This is a genomic window from Streptomyces sp. NPDC087906 (assembly GCF_055584925.1).
This window is the reverse complement of the sequence record NZ_JBVJLC010000002.1, coordinates 496,338-514,068: the sequence shown is the minus strand read 5'-3', so window position 1 is coordinate 514,068 and position 17,731 is coordinate 496,338. Positions and strand designations below refer to the sequence as shown.

The window sequence follows — 17,731 nt, the reverse complement described above, 5'->3', positions numbered from 1 at the left end:
CCCCGCCCGCCCGGGCCCCCCCCCCCCGGGCGCTGGGGGGGGGGCGGGCCCCCCCGGGGGTGCGACCCGGGGGGGGTCGGCCCCGCCCGCCCCCCACCCCCCTTGTCTCACTGCCCGGTCGGGTCAGTCGTCCTTCACGTCGTGCGAGTAGTCCTTCGCGCACTGGTCCCGGTCGGACTGGCTGTTCGCGTGCTGCACGCAGTCGTTGTAGTTCTTGAAGTCGTCCGAGTTCAGGATGGAGGCGCCGATCGCGACGAGCACGCCCGAGACGATCAGACCCAGCGCGCCCAGCACGGCACCGACGATGGCCATGGTGCGATGCGGTGCCTGACCGCCCTTGGCCCGGCGCGCCGCGAGGATGCCGAGCACGATGGCGATGATGCCGAGGACGATCCCGCCGATCACCGTCCAGAACAGCACGCACGACACGATCCCCAGTGTCAGTGCCGCGATCGCCATACCGTTCTTCTGTGTGGGCGTCACGCCACACCCCTCCCTGTAAGTCCCGGATAAAGCTCTCTCCCGTGTGCCCCCGGTGGCGCGATCAAACAGGACGGACGTGCGGTGTACGTGTCATGGTCTGTCACCGACAATCTAATGCGTCTGGACAAAAAAAGTTTTCGGTGAGACGGTGGAGCCATGTTGGACGTGACCGTGATCGAGGACGCGACGGCGGCAGCCGTCTCACTGGACCCTGTACGGGCGCGGCTGCTCGCCGAGCTGGCCGCCGGGCCCGCGTCGGCGACGATGCTGGCGGGCCGGGTCGGACTGCCGCGCCAGAAGGTGAACTACCACCTCAGAGCGCTGGAACGGCACCACCTGGTGGAGCTGGCGGGGGAGCGCAGGAAAGGCAATGTCACCGAGCGGCTGATGCGGGCGACCGCCGCCTCGTACGTCATCTCGCCGCTCGCCCTGGCAGCGGTCCAGCCCGACCCGGACCGCTTCCGCGACCAGCTCTCGGCGCGCTGGATGCTCGCCGTCGCCGCCCGACTCGTACGCGACGTGGGCACGCTCATCACCGGCGCGGCCAAGGCCCGCAAACGGCTCGCCACGTACGCGCTCGACGGTGAGGTCCGGTTCGCGTCGGCGGCCGACCGGGCCGCGTTCGTCGAGGAGTTGACCCGGGGCGTCGGCGCGCTGGTGGCGAAGTACCACACGGCGGACGCCGAGGGCGGCCGGGACCACCGGATCGTCGTCGCACTGCACCCCACCGTCAAACCCACTGCCGAAACCGGTGTCGAACCCACTGCCGACAGCGCCGTCGGACCCACTGCCGACAAAACCGCAGAAACCACTGCCAGAACCACCGGCGAACTCACCGAAGAGCCCGGCGAACAGCCGGCCGAGGAGTCCGGTCAGAGGAGGAACCATGTCGAAGGAATTTGAGATCGTCCGCGAGTTCGAGGTCGACGCGAGCCCCGCCGAGGTCTGGGCCGCGATCACCACCGGCACAGGCGCCTGGCTGTGGCCCCTGGAGTACGAGCACCGCGAGGGCGGCGCCGCGCCGTTCGGCGGCACGGTCACCGCGTGGCAGCCGGAGCGCCGGCTGACGGCGCGGACCGAGAGCGTGGAGGGCATGGACCAGCAGACGCTCAACCAGCTCGACCATGTCATCGAGCCGCGCGAGGGCGGCGGTTCATGGGTGCGCTACGTGCACAGCGGCATCTTCGTCGACGACTGGGAGAACCAGTACGACGGCGCCGACAAGCACACCGACTTCTACCTGCACACCCTGCGCCAGTACCTGCTGCACTTCACCGGCCGCGCCGTCACGTACGCCTCGGTCGAAGGACCTGCGGCCTCCACGGCGGAGGACGCCTTCGACGCGGCGGTCCGGGGTCTCGGCGTGCCGGACGAAGCGGCAGCGGGCGACACGGTGACGTTCGCGGTGCCCGGCGGGCGCGGCGGCGACGCCGTGGTCGACTTCCGCAACGCGTACTTCCTCGGACTGCGCACGGACGACGCGATGTACCGGCTGTTCGGCAGGAACCACTTCGGCGCGCCGGTCGGGGTCTCCGTCCACGACTTCGCGCCGGGCGCCGACGCCAAGCAGATCGAGAGCGCCTGGCAGAGCCGGCTGGACGGCCTGTTCGGCTGATTCACCGGGCCTTGACGGCGGGACCCCGGGGTCGTCGACCCTTCAGGCCCGCAGTTTCGCCTTCAGGGCCGGGCCCCGCCTTCAGGGCCGGGCCCCGCCTTCAGGCCCGGGTCCCGCCTTCAGGGCCGGGTCCCGTCTCCGGACCCGGTCCACTGCCGCAGGCGCTCGGCCGGCCAGGTGTTGACGACCCTGTCGGCTGGTACGCCGCACTCCTCGGCCCGCGCGCAGCCGCGCAGTTGCCAGTCGAGCTGCCCCGGCGCGTGCGCGTCCGTGTCGATGGCGAACAGCGTCCCGGCCGCGACCGCCCGGCGCAGCAGCCGCCGGGGCGGATCCTGCCGCTCGGGACGGCAGTTGATCTCGACCGCCGTCCCGGACTCCGCGCACGCGGCGAAGACCGCCTCTGCGTCGAACTCCGACTCAGGACGGCCCTTGCCGGTCAACAGCCGCCCGGTGCAGTGCCCGAGGACATCGGTGTGCGGATCGCGTACGGCGGCGACGAGCCGCCGGGTCATGGCGCGCGCGTCCATCCGCAGCTTCGAGTGCGCCGAGACCACCACCAGGTCGAGCCGGGCGAGGAGTTCGGGCTCCTGGTCGAGCGAGCCGTCCGGCAGGATGTCGCACTCGATCCCGGTCAGCAGCTCGAACGGCGCCCAGAGCGCGTTCAGTTCGGCGACCACGTCGAGCTGTTCGCGCAGCCGCTCGGGCGACAGGCCGCGGGCGACGGTGAGCCGGGGCGAGTGATCGGTGAGGACGGCCCACTCGTGCCCCAGCGCGGCGGCCGTCCGGCCCATCGCCTCGATGGGGCTGCCGCCGTCCGACCAGTCGGAGTGCAGATGGCAGTCGCCGCGCAGTGCGGCCCGCAGCTTCTCTCCGCCCTCGGCGAGCGGTCCTGCGGCCTCCCGCTCCAACCGGGCGAGATAGTCCGGCACAGCGCCGTTCAGCGCCGCACGTACGACGTCGGACGTCTTGGGACCGATCCCCGGCACCCGGGTGAGGGTCCCGGCGGCGGCGCGCCGCTCGACCTCGTCGGCCGCCATGCCGGAGATCGCCTGTGAGGCGGTACGGAACGCCCGTACCCGATAGGTCTCGGCCCCCGACCGCTCCAGCAGGAACGCGATCCTGTCGAGTGCCTGCACCGGATCCATGGGCGCTCCCAGCGTGTCGGCTCGGCTGTCGGCTCGGCTGTCGGGCGGGGTGTCGGGCCGGGTATCGGTCCTTTCCGGCATTCCCGGCCCCTCCCGGCATTCTCGGCGCCGCCGTGCCGTGCCGCATCCCGCCGCTGATTCCGCCCCGTTCCGTACTGCCTGTGACGGCGCGTATTGGGTACCCGTTGCCCATCGCTTGACCAGACCTTGACCTGTACGCCACGGAGGGCAGCATGTCGGTGACGACGCACCGGGACGAAGAGCACGCAGACGGTGGGCAGGACGCGGACGGCCGGGACGAGACGCCCGGGGACGGCCGGGAGGAGACGCGCGAAGAGCGTGCCGACCGTCAGTGGGGGGAGCTGATCCAGGAGATACGTATCGCGCAGACCGGCGTGCAGATCATGTTCGGCTTCCTGCTGACCGTGGTCTTCACCCCGCGCTTCGCCCAGTTGTCGGAGTCGGACACGACGATCTACCTGATCACGGTGGTACTGGGCGCGGCCGCCACCGGCGCGCTGATCGGCCCCGTCGCCCTCCACCGGGTCGTCTCCGGGCGCCGGATCAAGCCCAGGGCGGTGACCTGGGCGGCCCGACTGACCGTCACGGGCCTGTCCCTGCTGCTGGCGACCCTCGTCACGGCGCTGCTGCTGATCCTGCGGGTGGCGACCCACAACCACCTCGTGCCGTGGATCGTGTCGGGGGTCTTCGCCTGGTACCTGTTCTGCTGGCTGTTCCTGCCGCTGTGGGCGGGACGCGGCGGCAAGGAGTAGGAGACATGGCAGGGCCCCGCGGGCTGGTTGCCCGCGGGGCCCTGCCACCGCGTCGAACTCCGCTCGACGTTCCCCCGGTCGTGCCGACACTGCCGCGCCGTGCACCCTTGGCCTGCGCGACGGTGCGCGCGGTCCTCGTCGAATGGAACCTGTGGAGCCTGACCGAAGCGCCCTGCTTGCTGGGCGAGCTGTCGTCCGGTCCACGTCTCTCGGCCGGAGGTGTCCCGACCGGCCGCCGCCGAGTGTTGGCGGTGCAAGGTCCGGGCGGGATCCGACATGGCGACAAGGACAGGAAGATCCGGGTCACGGCTGTTCCGGTCGTGACAACCGGGGGTGTCCGACAGAGATCAGGCAGAGGTGGCGCGACGCTTGCGCGAGGCCCACAGGATGCCCGCACCGGCGATGAGGACGACAGCGGCGCCGCCGGCGATCATCGGGGTGGAGCTGGAGGAACCCGTCTCAGCGAGGTCGTCACCGGCCGGGCTGGGCTGCGAGGAGGGCAGCACGGCGGCGGGGGAGGTGCTCGACTCGCTGGGCGCGGGAGACTCGACGGCGGGCGACGAGGTCTCAGGCGCCGGGGTCGACTCGGACGGGGCCGGCGACGAGGACTCCTGGCCGGGGCACGCCGGGGCGGTCTTGTCTTCCTCGATGGCGCCCTGGCCGTCGGCCGACTTCACCGAGAGGTGCAGCTTGAGTTCGCCCTGGTGGCTCTCCAGGTTGAACGTCTTCTGGAACTCCCGCTCGAAGGAGGAGTCCAGCAGCGGCTTGCTGTCCGTCACGTCCGTGACGGTGACGGTGTTGCCCGCCTTGTTGTCGTAGTTCTTCAACGTGACGGTGACCGACGAGCAGTCCACCGTCCACGCCGGGGTGTGCGCGGCGGCCGGGACGGCCGACAGGCCGACCCCCAGCATCCCTGCCGCGGCGACCGTTATGAGGGCGCCGGGGCGCCTCCACGATCCTCTGAATACAGTCACAGAATTCCTCCGCGATAAACGGCGCCGCCCACATTGACGGCGCGGGCGCACAGTATCGCCCTCGCCTCTGGCGTCCTCACTCACCCCTCCCAACTCACGCTTCCCACGTGCGCGATGGCCCGAAAACAGTGGCCGAACGCCCGGAATTCGTCGTACGGGAGCGGCAGGATAGGTAAGTTTGCGCACCTCAGCCGGTATTCATCACAGGTAACAGAATATTCGGCAAAGTTTTCGTCAACACGCCTTCGGCGAACCGGTGTTGGTCCGGTTAGCGGCGTTTTGTTCGCCGGCCCCCGCGCGGCAGCGCACCCACGGTCCACTGCCGGAACGCCGCCAGCCGGGGGTGCTTCTCGCGCTGTTCGCGCGACGCCCTGTCCAGCTCCTCCAGGAGCCGCTGCGAGCGGTTCTCCATGTCCAGCTCGTCCAGCATCCGGTCGATCTCGGTGAGGACCGCACCGTACAACTGCCACTGCCGGGGCCGTTCCTGAACCCGGAGCAGCAGCATGTGCGCCACCTCTTCCCTGCTCGCCGTCGCCGCCGCCAGATCCGCGGCCAGCCGGCCCTCCGCCATCTCCGCGCTCGCGCTGACATCGCTGGTGACCAGCACGGCGAAGCTCACCACCGCGTCCGCGAGATGGCCGAGCAGCTCCTCCAGCGCCGCACCGATCTCGTGCGGGAACAGCGGCTCCTCCCTGCGCGCCTTCGCCAGGTCGGTGAGCGTCCGCGCCAGCACTCGCAGGACCACCGTGCAGATCTCCAGCGTGTCGAGCCCCGTGCGCAGCACCACCCGGTGCAACAGGCCCTCCCTGACCCGCGGATTGAGCCGTACGCTCTCCTCTGCCTGCCGCAGCGAGGCGTCGACCTCGGCGATGTCGTTGTCCAGCCGGCGCGCCTCGTGCAGTCGCGCGGCGGCGAGATCGACCGGTTTGGGGGCGCCCAGGTCCTCGCTCACCCGCAGGATGAGCTGGCGCATCCGGCGGGCCAGCCCCTCGATGGACTCGCCGGCCGTGCTCACCCACACCGGCGGCACGAACAGCACGTTGAACAGCAGCCCCACCACAGCGCCGATCAGGGTGTCCAGCACCCGGTCCCAGGCGGTGTTCGCGACCTGGCTCACGCCGAGGACCAGCATGGCGCTGATCCCCACCTCGACCACGAACTCACCCGCGCGCACGAACCGTCCGACGACGAGCGCGGCCAGCAGCAGAATGGCCAGACTCCACCAGGTCAGCCCGACCAGCGCGCTGAAGCCGATGGCGATCAGCACGCCGGTCACCACGGAGTTCACCCGGCGGATACCGGTGGTCAGCGTGGAGTAGAGCGTCACCTGCACCACGAGCAGCGCCGTCAGCGGCGCCGTCAGCGGCGCTGCCTCGTTGCTCAGCCGCAGGGCCACCACGTACGAGATGGTCGCCGCCACGACGGAGCGCAGCGTCTGGGCGACGGTCGGGTCACGGCGCAGCCGGACCAGGTCCGCCGGCAGGGCGCTCATTGCTTCTCGGACGTCACGCACCTCGTCACCTTTCCCCCTCCTGGGCGCTCCGGACCGGAACCGCGCACGGAGAGACGCGAATACCCCGGCCGGTCGCGTCCATACGGAGCAGCGGCGCATAACGTCGGGGGCGTACGCACCGCCGTTCCGAATGCGAGGCTCGAAATGAACGCGGGGTTCCCCCTGGAAGAGGCGGCGCGCGCCGGCGATCTCACGGAACTCGACGAGAGGGTGACGCATTGTCGCGCCTGTTCACGTCTGGTTGCCTGGCGGGAACGGAAAGCGGCCGAGGGATTGCCCGCTTATGCCGGGCAGGAATACTGGGCGCGCCCGGTGCCCGGATTCGGTCCCCCGGACGCGGCGATGCTGCTGGTCGGTCTCGCCCCCGCCGCGCACGGCGGCAACCGCACCGGACGGATGTTCACCGGCGACCGGTCGGGCGATGTGCTCTTCGCCGCCCTCCACGAGGTGGGTCTGGCCAGCCGGCCCGACTCGCGGTCGGCCGACGACGGGATGCGGCTGCACGGCGTACGGATGACGGCGCCGGTGCACTGCGCGCCGCCGGAGAACAAGCCGACCCCCGAGGAGCGCGACACCTGCCGGCCCTGGCTCGTCCGCGATCTCACCCTGCTGCGGCCCACGGCGCGTTCGCTCGTGGTGCTCGGGGCGTTCGGCTGGCAGGCGGTCTTTCCGGCGCTGGCCGCCGCCGGCTGGTCGGTGCCCCGGCCGAGGCCGGTCTTCGGGCACGGCGCCCGGATCACGCTGGCGGCGGCCGACGGCGGGGCGGGGCTCGACGTGTTCGGCTGCTACCACGTCAGTCCGCGCAACATGTTCACCGGCAAACTCACCGCGGCGATGCTGCGTGACGTACTGACCGAAGCGGCGGAGGCGGCGGGCCTGCGTGCCCGCGGTCCCGTTACGCCGGACCGGGGAACGGGTCGCCCGCCCCGGTGAGCCGCAGGCTCGCCCGCCACAGCTCGGCGCGCGCCGCCGCGTCGTACGCCTGCGCCGCGGGCCGGGTCTCGCGGGTCCGGTCGAAGAAGCGGCCGGTCGTGCCCGCGAGCGCCGGGTCGGCAACGAGCCGCAGGGTGGCGGCCGTCCCCTCCTCCAGGGTGTCGACGCTGCGGCCGATCTCCGACAGCACCATCTTGGTCGGCATGTAGGTGGCCGGATGCAGGCTGTTGACGGTGACCTCGGCGGCGGGCAGCCGCCCGGCCAGCTCGAAGCCGGACATGATCTGGGCGAGCTTGCTCCGGCCGTAGGCCCGGCCGCCGTCGTAGCCGCGCTCCAGCATGAGGTCGTCGAAGTCGAGCGGACTCTGGCCGAGCGACGCCACATTGACGATGCGGGCGGGCGCCGACGCCCGCAGCAGCGGGAGCAGTTCGACGGTCAGCAGGAATCCGGCGAGATAGTTCACGGCGAAGCGCAGCTCGTAGCCGTCGGCGCTGGTCCTGCGGGTACGCCCGTCCGGCTCGCCCGACCCGATCCCCGCGTTGCTCACGAACACGTCGAGCCGGTCGGTGAGCCCGCGTACGTCGGCGGCCAGCCGGCGCACCTGGGCCAGGTCGGCGAGATCGGCGAGCACGGTGTCGGGACGTACGGCGCCGGCCGCGGCCAGTGCGTCGGCGGTCGCGTCGAGCCGGTCCTGGTCCCGGCCGTGCAGGATCAGCCGGGTGCCGTCACCGGCCAGCCGGCCGGCCAGGGAGCGGCCGAGGCCGTCGGTCGCGCCGGTGATGAGAACGGTTCGGGTGCCACTCACGGGGTTCCTTCCAGGGCGGTCCTGACGGGCGCCGCCAGGATGCCACGCGCGGGGCGCGCGGGCGCCGCGTGGCCGCGCGGCCACGCCTGCCGCGCGAACAGGGGGAACGGGGAGAACGCAGGAGTGGCGGGGAACGGACAGGGCAGTCGAAGGGGCACGAAAGGTATCCGGTTCCGCAGACAGACAAGGATGTGCACGGCCATGGCTGAGTTCCTCACCGACATCGAGACACTCCGGGCGCGGGCGCGCAAGGAGATCGAGAAGGGCCCGGTGACGGATGCCTACGGCGCCGATGTCGAGCGCGTCATCCAGGTGCTGAACGAGGCACTGGCCACGGAGATCGTCTGCACCCTGCGCTACAAGCGGCACTACTACACGGCGTCGGGCCTGTACTCAGAACCGGTGGCCGCCGAGTTCCTCGAACACGCGGCCGAGGAGCAGGAGCACGCCGACAAGCTGGCCAAGCGCATCGTGCAGCTCGGCGGCGAACCCGACTTCGACCCGGACACCCTCACCAGCCGCTCGCACGCGCAGTACGACGCGAGCGCCGGCCTGATCGACATGATCAAGGAGGATCTGGTCGCCGAACGGGTGGCCATCGCCTCGTACACCGAGATCACCCAGTGGCTCGGCGACGGCGACCCCACCACCCGCCGGGTCTTCGAAGACCTGCTCGCCCAGGAGGAGGAGCACGCCGACGACCTGCGCGGCCTGCTGGAACGCCTGCCGGCCGCGCAGAAGCCCACCGCCTGACCACCCCCGCAACACCCCGCGAGCACCCCGGTGCCGGCGCCCCCGCCGGCACCGGGGTGCTCCTTGTCGCAGCCGTCATCCGTTCCGCGCGGTCGCCACGCCGGGGCGGCCGCGCGTTTGGAAATGATTTCAGGTGGCACCCGAAACTGGGTCGAGCGGCCAGCCACCCCGGTTCACCGGCGATGACTTCACGTACTGATCAAGGTGAGACGAGTTGAATCAGAAAGAGTCCGACAGTCCGGCAGAGTCCGAGAGCCAGAAAGAGCCCGAGAGCCAGGGGAAGCCCGGCAGCCAGCCGGAGTCCGACGGCCAGGCGGAGTCCGGGAGTCAGGCGGAGTCCGACAGCAAGACCAAGGTGACCGTCCTGGTGGCGCTCGGCGCGAATCTGCTGATCGCGGTGGCCAAGGCGGTCGGCGGGCTGTTCACCGGGTCGCCCGCGCTGCTGTCCGAGGCCGCGCACTCCGTCGCCGACAGCCTCAACGAGGTCTTCCTGCTCGCCTCGCTGCGCCGCAGCCGGCGGCCCCCGGACGAGCAGCACCCCTTCGGCTACGGCAAGGAACGCTACTTCTGGGCGCTGCTCGCCGCCGTCGGGATCTTCGTCATGGGCGGCTGCTTCTCGTTCTTCCAGGGCTTCGAGGCGCTGGGCGAGAAGTCCCACGAGCACGCGTCGGACTACATCATCGGCCTCGTCGTGCTCGGTGTCGCGCTGCTCGCCGAAGGCACCTCGCTGATAAGGGCGATCGTGCAGGTGCGCGGCGAGAAGGAGGGCGCCGAGGACCCCGCCCTGCGGACCGTCCTCGCCGAGGACTCGACCGCCGTGCTCGGTGTGCTCTTCGCCATGGCGGGTCTGACGCTGCACTGGATCACCGGGAACATCGTCTGGGAGTCCTGCGCGTCCTTCGCCATCGGTGTGCTGCTCGTCTACATCGCCTACCGGCTCGGCGCCGAGGCCCGTACCCAGTTGATCGGCGAGGCCGTCGACCCGGAGATGAGCGGCCGGATCCGCTCGATGCTGTCCGCGCAGCCCGAGATCGACAACGTCGCCTCGCTGCTGACCATGAAGCTCGGCATGGACTCGACGCTCGTCGCCGCCCGGGTCGACCTGATGCCCGGCCTCGACAGCGAGGCCGTGGAGCTGGTCTGCGTACGGATCAAGAAGTCCGTGACCCACACCTGGCCCGAGGCGGACCAGGTCTACCTCGACATCACCGAGGCGCCGTCGGAGGATTGACGGGTCGTTGGACCGCTCCTGGCGCGTCGCAGGAGCGGGGGCCGTGCGGCGGTGCTTTCATGGGCCGGATTCCCGGGGCGTGGCGTGCGGAGGTGAGCGTATGACGCACAGGATCATCAGCCTCGCGGCCGAACTCGCCGCCTGGTGGGCGGCGCTGCTCGTGCTCTGGCTGACGCTGATCAGCGCCGTGACACCACTGGAGTGGGTGGTGGGCTCGGCGGTCGCCCTGCTGGGCGCCGTCGGGGCGTGCGGTGCGCGGCGGGCGGTGACCGTCCGGTGAAGGGCTGGCTGCTCGCTTCGGCCGTGCTGCTGGCCGGCGGCGTGGCACCGGCGCTCTGGGCGGTTGCCACCGGACCGATCAGACGCCGGGTGGTCGCACAGAACATGGCCACCCTGGCGGTCTGCCTCGTCCTCCTGCTGCTGGCGCAGGGCTACGCCAGGACGGCGTACGTCGACGCGGGGCTCGTCCTCGCGCTGCTCGGTCCGGCCGGCACCCTCATCTATGCCCGGCTGTTCGCCGAGGAGTTGCGGGCCGACCCGCCGCGCGGCCGGCTGGCCGACGCGGTGTCGGCCGGAGCCGCCGTCGCCGTCGTCGTACCGTTGTGCGTGGTCGCCGAGCCGGGCAGATCCATGGCCAAACTCGTCGTCATCGGGGCGCTGTTGGTGGCGGGCAACCTGATCTCCTCCCGGGCCCTGCGTGAACAGCCGCCGGGCGAGCGGTCGCCCGGCGAACAGCCCCCGGGCGCACCGGCGTCGGACGGCGGCGGTGTGTCGTGAACGACGCGCTGATCGTCATCTCGCTGCTGCTGGTGGCCGCCGCGGCCACCACGGCCGTCGTCGTACGCGACCCGGCCCGGCAGGCGCTGGTGCTGTCCCTGCTCGGCCTCACGCTGGCCGTGCTGTTCATCGTGCTCCAGGCGCCGGACGTGGCGCTCTCCCAACTCGCCGTCGGCTCGGCGCTCACCCCGCTGTTGCTGCTGCTGTCCGTCCGCAAGATCCGGCGCCGTGCCCGGCCGCCGGTGAGCGAGCGACGGAAACCCGAGTGACCCGCAGGCAGCGGCTGTGGCTGCTGGCCGTCGGCCTCGCCGGCGTCGCCGTGCTGCTCGGCACGGCCTACACCGGCCTGCCGGACTTCGGCGCCGCCTCCCACCCGTACGGCGACCGTGCCCTGCACGCCTCGCTCGCCCGGCGCACCGCCAACGTCATCTCCTCCATCAACTTCGACCAGCGCGGCTACGACACACTCGGTGAGGAGAGCATCCTCTTCGCGGCCGTGCTCGGCACGGTCGTCCTGCTGCGCCAGACCCGCGACGAACGCCAGGTCGACCCCGCACCCGCCGTGGTCCTGCCCGCGGTGCGCAGATACGCGCTGTACCTGCTGCCCGTGAGCCTGGTGGTGGGCCTCTACGTCGTCGCCCACGGCCAACTGAGCCCCGGCGGCGGCTTCCAGGGCGGGGTGGTCACGGCGACGGCGCTGCATCTGCTCTACATCGCCGTCGACTACCGCGCGTTGGAGCGGATCAGGCCGATGGGCCTGTACGAGATCGGTGACGCGGCCGGCGAGAGCGCCTATCTGGTGCTGGGCGCCGCCGGGCTGCTCGGCGGCACGTCGTTCCTCGCCAACTTCCTGCCGCTCGGCACGTTCAACACCCTGTCGTCCGGCGGGACCGTGCCCCTGCTGAACGCCGCCATCGGCATGGAGGTCGCCTGCGCCGTGGTCGTCCTCCTCGCCCGCTTCCTCGACCAGGCCGTCGAGATCGAGGAGCGGGAAGAGAAGTGACCGGGCGAGAAGTGAGGAGGGGTTGATGTCCGTACTGCCGTACCTGGTCGCCGCGTGGATCTTCCTCGTCGGCTGCTACGGGCTCGCCACCAGCCGCAATCTGATCCACGCCGTGGGCTGTCTCGCCGTCTGCCAGTCCTCCACCTACGTCCTGCTGATGGCCGTCGGCTACCGCGACGGCGGCACAGCGCCCGTCTTCTCCGACATCGCACCGGGCTCCCGGCCGGTCGTCGACCCCGTCGTCCAGGCGCTGACCCTCACGGACGTGGTGGTCGGCGCCACCGTCACCGCCCTGCTGCTCGCCCTGGTCATCCAGGTCAACAAGCGGCACGGCACGGTCGATCCGGACGAACTGTCCGAGCTGCGCGGATGAACGAACTGCTGCCGCTCGTCGTCGCACTGCCCCTGCTCGGCGCCGCACTGCTCGTCGCCACCGGACGCGTCGTCCCGCGCCGGGTCGCGGAGACCACGGCCTGCGCGGTGGCGTCCGCCACCGCTGGGCTGACGCTGTGGCTGCTGGCGGCTGCCTCCTCGGCCCCGCTGACCGACTGGGTGGGCGGCTGGCAGCCGCACCGCGGGCAGAGCGTCGGCATCGTGCTGCGGGGCGACCTGATGGCCCTGGGCATCGCCGCCCTCGTCTCGCTGCTCGTCGTCGCCGTACTGGCCTACTCCTGGCGGTACTTCGACGAACCACCGGGCCGGCAGTCCGGCTCGTTCCCCGCGCTCGTGCTGCTCTTCCAGGCGGGCATGTGCGGATTCGCCCTCACCGGCGACCTGTTCAACGCCTTCGTCTTCTTCGAGCTGATGGGCGTCGTCGCCTACGCGCTGACCGGCTACCGGGTGGAGGAGGCCAAGGCGGTGCAGGGCGCGCTGACCTTCGGTGTCATCAACTCCCTCGGCGCCTACGTCAGTCTGACGGGCATCGTGCTGCTCTACGCGCGCACCGGCGAACTGGGCATGCAGGCGATCGGCCGGCGGCTCGACCAGCAGGGCGGCCCCGACGCGCTCGTCCTGACCGCGTTCGTACTCGTCCTGACCGGACTGCTGGTCAAGGCGGCGGCCGTGCCGTTCCACTTCTGGCTCCCCGACGCGCACGCCGTCGCCCCCACCCCCGTGTGCATGCTGCTCTCCGGTGTGATGGTCGAACTCGGTGTGTACGGCGCCGGCCGGGTGTACTGGACCGTCTTCCACGGCCCCGGCGGCGTCCCGGCCGCCGACGCCCAGCGGGCGCTGGTGGTGCTCGGCGCGATGTCGGCGGTCGTCGGGGCGCTCATGTGCTGGCAACAGCGCCATGTGAAGCGGCTGCTGGCCTTCTCCACCGTCGCCCACACGGGCCTCTTCCTCGTCGGGCTCGGGCTGCTCACCCCGGACTCCACCGAGGGCGTCGCCCTCTACGCGCTGGGCCACGCCGGTGTGAAGGCCGCGCTGTTCGCCTGCGCCGGCATCCTGCTCGACCGCTACGGCAGCGTCGACGAACACGACCTGTACGGGCGGGCGCGCCGACTGACCCCGGTCGCCGTGATGTTCGTGGCCGGCGGGCTGGCGCTCGCCGGGCTGCCGCCGTTCGGTACGGGGCTGGGCAAGGCGGTCACCGAGGAGTCGGCGAACGGCTGGGTGACCGCGCTCTTCGTGCTCGTGTCGGCGGTCACCGGGGGAGCGGTGCTGCGGGTCGCCGCCCGGGTCTTCTTCGCCCGCGGGCCGCGCCCGGTGGCCGGCCGGACGTACGAGACCAAGGGCGAGGAGGAGGAACCCGAGTCCCACGGCAGCCCCGGCCGGGTGCCGGACACGATGCTGGCCGTCCCCGCCGCGCTGCTGGCGGGCGGCCTCGTGGTGGGTCTCGTCCCCGGCATCGGCACGGCGGTCGCGCACGCCGTCGACCAGGCGCTGCCCGGCACCGCGGCCGGCGCACCGCACTGGACGGCGCCGGGTGTGCTGCTGGGCCTGCTGTCCGCCGCCCTCGCCGTCGCGCTGGCGGGCTACGCCGTACGGGCACGGCCGCGCCGGCGCCGCGCGCTCCCTGACTGGTCAGGACCCGTGCGGCGGCTGCACTCGGGGCACATCGGCGACTACGTGGCCTGGCTGCTCGCGGGCATGACGCTGCTCGGCGCACTCACCCTGCCCGGCTTCCTCTGACCGCCCACGGAGACCCGCTGCGGCTCTCCCCGTCCCGGATGCACGTATCACGGCTGTACTCGCGTACGCTGGCTGAGTCCCGTACCGGATTGCTCACCGACCAGTGAGCGGGCGCGCAGCGCTCCGGACCACCGCCGTCATGCACGACGGGAAACGATGGGGCACCCAGCTTGCCAGCGTGTCGATCGGCATTCGGGCCGTCCGGCCGCTCCACTTCGAACGGTTGTGCATGCCTTCCTCACCGTCCCGCCAGGATCCGATGCAGGTACCGGCCGCCGCTGACGCCCCCGTGCGCCCGCAGCACCACGGCATCTTCCTCGAACCGGCCTACACCGTCGAACTGCCCCCGCTGAACGAGGGCGACGACGACAGCGAGGGCGAGGCCCTCTTCGAACGGATCTCGGCGCGCCGCCACACGCCCGGCCAGCGCAGGGGGTAACAAGCGCGGAGTAACCGGCGCGGAGCAACCAGCGCCGAGCGATTCAGCGCAGGGGGTCGTCGGCCCGGTCGTCGACCGGGTAGTCGATCCGGTAGTACCTCAGCTCCCGGTCCTCGCCCACGAGCCGCATACCGGCCGCCGCCATGACGCGCTGGGACGCGACGTTGCCGACGTTCGCGTCCCCTCGTACGGCGGCGACACCGCTCGACCGGGCGAACCGCAGCAGCTCGCGCAGGGCCTCGGACGCATAGCCCTGGCCCTGCGCCGCCGCCACCAGGCCGTACCCGACGGTGACACTCAGCTCCTCGTCAGGTACGCCGTGGAAGCCGATACCGCCGATCGTCCGCCCGTCGGCGCGGCGCCGGATCTCGTACGCGCCGAACCGCCCGGGATCCCCGGTGTCCGCGTGGGCGGCCAGGAACCGTACGGCTCCTGACACATCGCCCGCCTCCGGATACCCGGGCTCCCAGCGGTCGTCCGGCGCCGGCTTGCGCGCCGCCACCCGCCGGGCCTCCGGCACGTCGAGCAGATGCAGTACGAGCCGTTCCGTCACCAGGTCCGCCATGGTCGGAGCGTACACAGAGCGGACGCCGCCAACACCCGTACGGCCGGGGGCTCGTGCGCCGGTCAGCCGGCGGCGTGGGCCAGGGCCTCGTACTCCTCGTCGGTCAGCTCGACGGCCGCCCCCGCGACGTTCTCCTCCAGGTGCGCGACGGACGAGGTGCCGGGGATCGGCAGCACGGCGGGCGAGCGGCGCAGCAGCCAGGCCAGCGCGAGCTGCGAGGGGGCGACACCGCGGTCGGCGGCGATCCGGCTCAGCGGGCTGTCCGCACCCGCGAGGGCGCCGGTGGCCAGCGGGAACCAGGGAATGAACGCCAGGCCGTTGGCCTGCGCGTGTTCCAGTACGTCCTCGGAGTGGCGGTCGGCGAGGTTGAAGAGGTTCTGCACCGAGACGATCCGGGCCGTCCTGCCGGCCTCGACCAGCTCGTCGACGGTGACCTCGCTCAGGCCGATGTGCCGGATCTTGCCCTCGCTCTGCAGCGCGGCCAGCTCGCCCACCTGGTCGGCGAGCGGCACCTTGGGGTCGATCCGGTGGAGCTGGAGCAGGTCGATGCGCTCAAGTCCCAAGTGCCGCAGGCTCAGTTCGACCTGCTGCCGCAGATACTCGGGGCGGCCGACGGGGACCCAGGCGTTCGGTCCCGTCCGCGTGTGGCCCGCCTTCGTGGCGATCACCAGATCGTCGGCGTACGGGTGGAGCGCCTTCTTGAGCAGCAGGTCGGCGACGAACGGCCCGTAGGCGTCGGCGGTGTCGATGAAGTTGACGCCCAGCTCGACGGCGCGGCGCAGTACCCGTACCGCGCCCTCGGGGTCCTTCGACTCGCCCCAGACGCCGGGACCGGGGAGCTGCATCGTGCCGTAGCCGAGGCGGTTGACGGTCAGGTCGCCGCCGATGACGAAGGTGCCCGCGGCGCTCGCGGGTGTCGGTGTGTCGGACATGGGGTCGCTGCTCCTGTGTGTCGGCTCGATGTGATGGCCGCACACTGCAACACCACGCGGCGCTCCAGATGTTCCCGGCCCCGCCGGCCGGTCCTGTCGCCGGAGCCGCTGGTCGGAGCCGTTGGTCGGAGCCACCGGTCGGGGCCGCGCGCGGGCGCTCCGGTGCGGCGCGTCATCCTGTCCGGGTACGAACTTCACACCGACAGGAGCCGCGCCCGTCATGAAGATCATCGCAGCCGACGTCATCGTCAGCAGCCCCGGCCGCAATTTCGTCACCCTGCGCATCACGACCGAGGACGGTGTCACCGGGCTCGGTGACGGCACCCTCAACGGCAGGGAGCTGGCCGTCGAGGCGTATCTCAGGGCACATGTCGCACCGCTGCTCGTCGGCCGTGACGCGGGCAGGATCGAGGACACCTGGCAGTACCTGTACCGGGGCGCCTACTGGCGCCGCGGCCCGGTGACCATGGCCGCTGTCGCCGCCGTCGACATGGCGCTGTGGGACATCAAGGCGAAGGCGGCCGGGATGCCGCTCTACCAGCTCATCGGCGGTGCCTCGCGCACCGGCGCCCTCGCCTACGGGCACGCTTCGGGGCGGGACGTCCCGGAGATCCTGGACTCCGTACGGGCCCATCTCGCCCAGGGCTACCGGGCGATCCGGATCCAGTCCGGCATCCCCGGGCTCGACTCGGTGTACGGGGTGGCGTCCCCGGCGGAACCGGGGCAGCGCTACGACTACGAGCCGGCCCGCAGGGCGCAGGACGCGCACCCCCGGCCGCCCGAGGAGCAGTGGGACACCCGGGCGTACCTGCGCCACATGCCGCGCGTCTTCGAGGCGGTGCGCGAGGAGTTCGGCCCCGAACTGCCGCTGCTCCACGACGGCCACCACCGGATGACCCCCATCCAGGCGGCCCGGCTCGGCAAGGACCTCGAACCGTACGACCTGTTCTGGCTGGAGGACTGCACACCGGCCGAGGACCCGACGGCGCTGCGGCTGGTGCGGCAGCACACCACCACCCCGCTCGCGATCGGCGAGGTCTTCAACTCCCTCCACGACTATGGTCCGTTGCTCAGTGAGCGGCTGATCGACTACGTGCGCTCCGCGGTCACCCACGTCGGCGGTGTCACGGCGATGCGCAAACTGCTGGATCTGGCGGCGGTGCACGGCGTCAAGTCCGGCATCCACGGACCCACCGACATCTCGCCCGTCGGCATGGCGGCGGCCCTCCATCTCGACCTGGCCGTGCACAACTTCGGCATCCAGGAGTACATGCCGCACACGGAGCGGACCCTGGAGGTCTTCCGGACCTCGTTCACCTTCGAGGACGGTCTGCTGCACCCGTCCGACACACCCGGCCTCGGGGTGGAACTCGACGACGAGGCGGCGGCGCGCTTCCCGTACGAGCCGGCCTACCTGCCGGTGAACCGGCTGACCGACGGCACGGTCCACGACTGGTGACCCGCCGGGCGGGGACCGGCCCGGATCATCGGGCCCGCGGGGCTCAGTCGAAGTCGACCGACCTGCCGGTCTCCGCCCACCCCGCGGCCTCTCGTGCTCGTCACCACCCTCGGGCTGACCACCGCCCACGAGACCGGCACCGACGCCAGTTCTCACAATCGCCCCTAACCGGTGCGCCCCGCGTGGCATCCTCGGATA

The 17,731-nt window shown here is 71.6% G+C and carries 21 protein-coding genes; 14 read left to right on the top strand and 7 right to left on the bottom strand.

Annotation, left to right across the window (positions count from 1 at the left end):
• Positions 1-123: 123 nt before the first annotated feature.
• On the bottom strand, positions 124-483 hold the full coding sequence (locus ACZ63I_RS07615) for a DUF4190 domain-containing protein (protein WP_469336347.1): 360 nt from the start codon (positions 481-483) through the stop codon (positions 124-126).
• Between the two features lie 156 nt (positions 484-639).
• On the opposite strand from ACZ63I_RS07615, the gene ACZ63I_RS07610 reads away from it, so the two are divergent.
• Positions 640-1,386, top strand: coding sequence for an ArsR/SmtB family transcription factor (locus ACZ63I_RS07610; RefSeq protein ID WP_469336345.1), 747 nt, complete (start codon positions 640-642; stop codon positions 1,384-1,386).
• On the top strand, positions 1,370-2,098 hold the full coding sequence (locus ACZ63I_RS07605) for an SRPBCC family protein (RefSeq protein WP_469336344.1): 729 nt from the start codon (positions 1,370-1,372) through the stop codon (positions 2,096-2,098). Before ACZ63I_RS07610 ends, ACZ63I_RS07605 begins: the two co-directional genes overlap by 17 nt.
• 119 nt (positions 2,099-2,217) lie before the next feature.
• Here ACZ63I_RS07605 and ACZ63I_RS07600 read toward each other — a convergent pair whose 3' ends face one another.
• Positions 2,218-3,243, bottom strand: a complete 1,026-nt coding sequence (locus ACZ63I_RS07600; protein WP_469336342.1) for a PHP domain-containing protein — start codon at positions 3,241-3,243, stop codon at positions 2,218-2,220.
• Between the two features lie 233 nt (positions 3,244-3,476).
• Between ACZ63I_RS07600 and ACZ63I_RS07595 the strand changes: the two genes are divergently transcribed.
• Positions 3,477-4,016: a DUF6328 family protein gene (locus ACZ63I_RS07595; protein ID WP_469336340.1), complete on the top strand. Its 540-nt coding sequence runs from the start codon at positions 3,477-3,479 to the stop codon at positions 4,014-4,016.
• Between the two features lie 347 nt (positions 4,017-4,363).
• Here ACZ63I_RS07595 and ACZ63I_RS07590 read toward each other — a convergent pair whose 3' ends face one another.
• Entirely contained in the window at positions 4,364-4,990 is a 627-nt protein-coding gene (locus ACZ63I_RS07590; protein ID WP_469336338.1) for an LAETG motif-containing sortase-dependent surface protein, read from the bottom strand.
• 268 nt (positions 4,991-5,258) lie between these two features.
• A complete protein-coding gene (locus tag ACZ63I_RS07585; RefSeq protein ID WP_469337037.1) occupies positions 5,259-6,482 on the bottom strand; it encodes an FUSC family protein in 1,224 nt (407 codons plus the stop codon).
• A 165-nt stretch (positions 6,483-6,647) separates the two neighbouring features.
• Here ACZ63I_RS07585 and ACZ63I_RS07580 point away from each other — a divergent pair, with 165 nt between their 5' ends.
• Complete coding sequence (locus ACZ63I_RS07580; protein ID WP_469336337.1) at positions 6,648-7,436, top strand: uracil-DNA glycosylase; 789 nt, start codon at positions 6,648-6,650, stop codon at positions 7,434-7,436.
• Here the strand turns inward: ACZ63I_RS07580 and ACZ63I_RS07575 are convergent.
• Positions 7,399-8,241, bottom strand: coding sequence for an SDR family NAD(P)-dependent oxidoreductase (locus ACZ63I_RS07575; protein WP_469336335.1), 843 nt, complete (start codon positions 8,239-8,241; stop codon positions 7,399-7,401). The genes ACZ63I_RS07580 and ACZ63I_RS07575 overlap by 38 nt on opposite strands.
• A 201-nt stretch (positions 8,242-8,442) precedes the next feature.
• On the opposite strand from ACZ63I_RS07575, the gene ACZ63I_RS07570 reads away from it, so the two are divergent.
• The 9 genes from ACZ63I_RS07570 to ACZ63I_RS07530 all read left to right on the top strand — a co-directional run bounded on the left by ACZ63I_RS07570 (position 8,443) and on the right by ACZ63I_RS07530 (position 14,577).
• The gene (locus ACZ63I_RS07570) at positions 8,443-8,994 is read left to right on the top strand and encodes a ferritin-like domain-containing protein (protein ID WP_469336334.1); all 552 of its coding nucleotides are present in this window, start codon (positions 8,443-8,445) and stop codon (positions 8,992-8,994) included.
• Positions 8,995-9,349: 355 nt separating this feature from the next.
• Entirely contained in the window at positions 9,350-10,225 is an 876-nt protein-coding gene (locus ACZ63I_RS07565; protein WP_469337035.1) for a cation diffusion facilitator family transporter, read from the top strand.
• A 100-nt stretch (positions 10,226-10,325) separates the two neighbouring features.
• Complete coding sequence (locus tag ACZ63I_RS07560; protein ID WP_469336332.1) at positions 10,326-10,505, top strand: hypothetical protein; 180 nt, start codon at positions 10,326-10,328, stop codon at positions 10,503-10,505.
• Positions 10,502-11,002 carry an MrpF/PhaF family protein gene (locus tag ACZ63I_RS07555; protein WP_469336331.1) on the top strand — a complete coding sequence of 167 codons (501 nt, stop codon included), beginning with the start codon at positions 10,502-10,504 and terminating at the stop codon, positions 11,000-11,002. The genes ACZ63I_RS07560 and ACZ63I_RS07555 overlap by 4 nt, the downstream gene beginning before the upstream one ends.
• The gene (locus tag ACZ63I_RS07550) at positions 10,999-11,271 is read left to right on the top strand and encodes a Na(+)/H(+) antiporter subunit B (RefSeq protein WP_469336329.1); all 273 of its coding nucleotides are present in this window, start codon (positions 10,999-11,001) and stop codon (positions 11,269-11,271) included. Before ACZ63I_RS07555 ends, ACZ63I_RS07550 begins: the two co-directional genes overlap by 4 nt.
• Positions 11,268-12,005, top strand: a complete 738-nt coding sequence (locus ACZ63I_RS07545; RefSeq protein WP_469336327.1) for an MnhB domain-containing protein — start codon at positions 11,268-11,270, stop codon at positions 12,003-12,005. Before ACZ63I_RS07550 ends, ACZ63I_RS07545 begins: the two co-directional genes overlap by 4 nt.
• Positions 12,006-12,030: 25 nt before the next feature.
• Entirely contained in the window at positions 12,031-12,378 is a 348-nt protein-coding gene (locus tag ACZ63I_RS07540; RefSeq protein ID WP_469336326.1) for a sodium:proton antiporter, read from the top strand.
• Positions 12,375-14,138 carry a complex I subunit 5 family protein gene (locus ACZ63I_RS07535; protein ID WP_469336324.1) on the top strand — a complete coding sequence of 588 codons (1,764 nt, stop codon included), beginning with the start codon at positions 12,375-12,377 and terminating at the stop codon, positions 14,136-14,138. The genes ACZ63I_RS07540 and ACZ63I_RS07535 overlap by 4 nt, the downstream gene beginning before the upstream one ends.
• Before the next feature lie 259 nt (positions 14,139-14,397).
• A complete protein-coding gene (locus tag ACZ63I_RS07530; RefSeq protein WP_469336322.1) occupies positions 14,398-14,577 on the top strand; it encodes a hypothetical protein in 180 nt (59 codons plus the stop codon).
• 43 nt (positions 14,578-14,620) lie between these two features.
• On the opposite strand, the gene ACZ63I_RS07525 is transcribed toward ACZ63I_RS07530, so the two are convergent.
• The gene (locus tag ACZ63I_RS07525) at positions 14,621-15,142 is read right to left on the bottom strand and encodes a GNAT family N-acetyltransferase (protein WP_469336321.1); all 522 of its coding nucleotides are present in this window, start codon (positions 15,140-15,142) and stop codon (positions 14,621-14,623) included.
• Positions 15,143-15,204: 62 nt separating this feature from the next.
• On the bottom strand, positions 15,205-16,074 hold the full coding sequence (locus ACZ63I_RS07520) for an aldo/keto reductase (protein WP_469336319.1): 870 nt from the start codon (positions 16,072-16,074) through the stop codon (positions 15,205-15,207).
• Between the two features lie 220 nt (positions 16,075-16,294).
• On the opposite strand from ACZ63I_RS07520, the gene manD reads away from it, so the two are divergent.
• Entirely contained in the window at positions 16,295-17,533 is a 1,239-nt protein-coding gene (gene manD, locus ACZ63I_RS07515) for a D-mannonate dehydratase ManD (protein WP_469336317.1), read from the top strand.
• Positions 17,534-17,731: the final 198 nt, after the last annotated feature.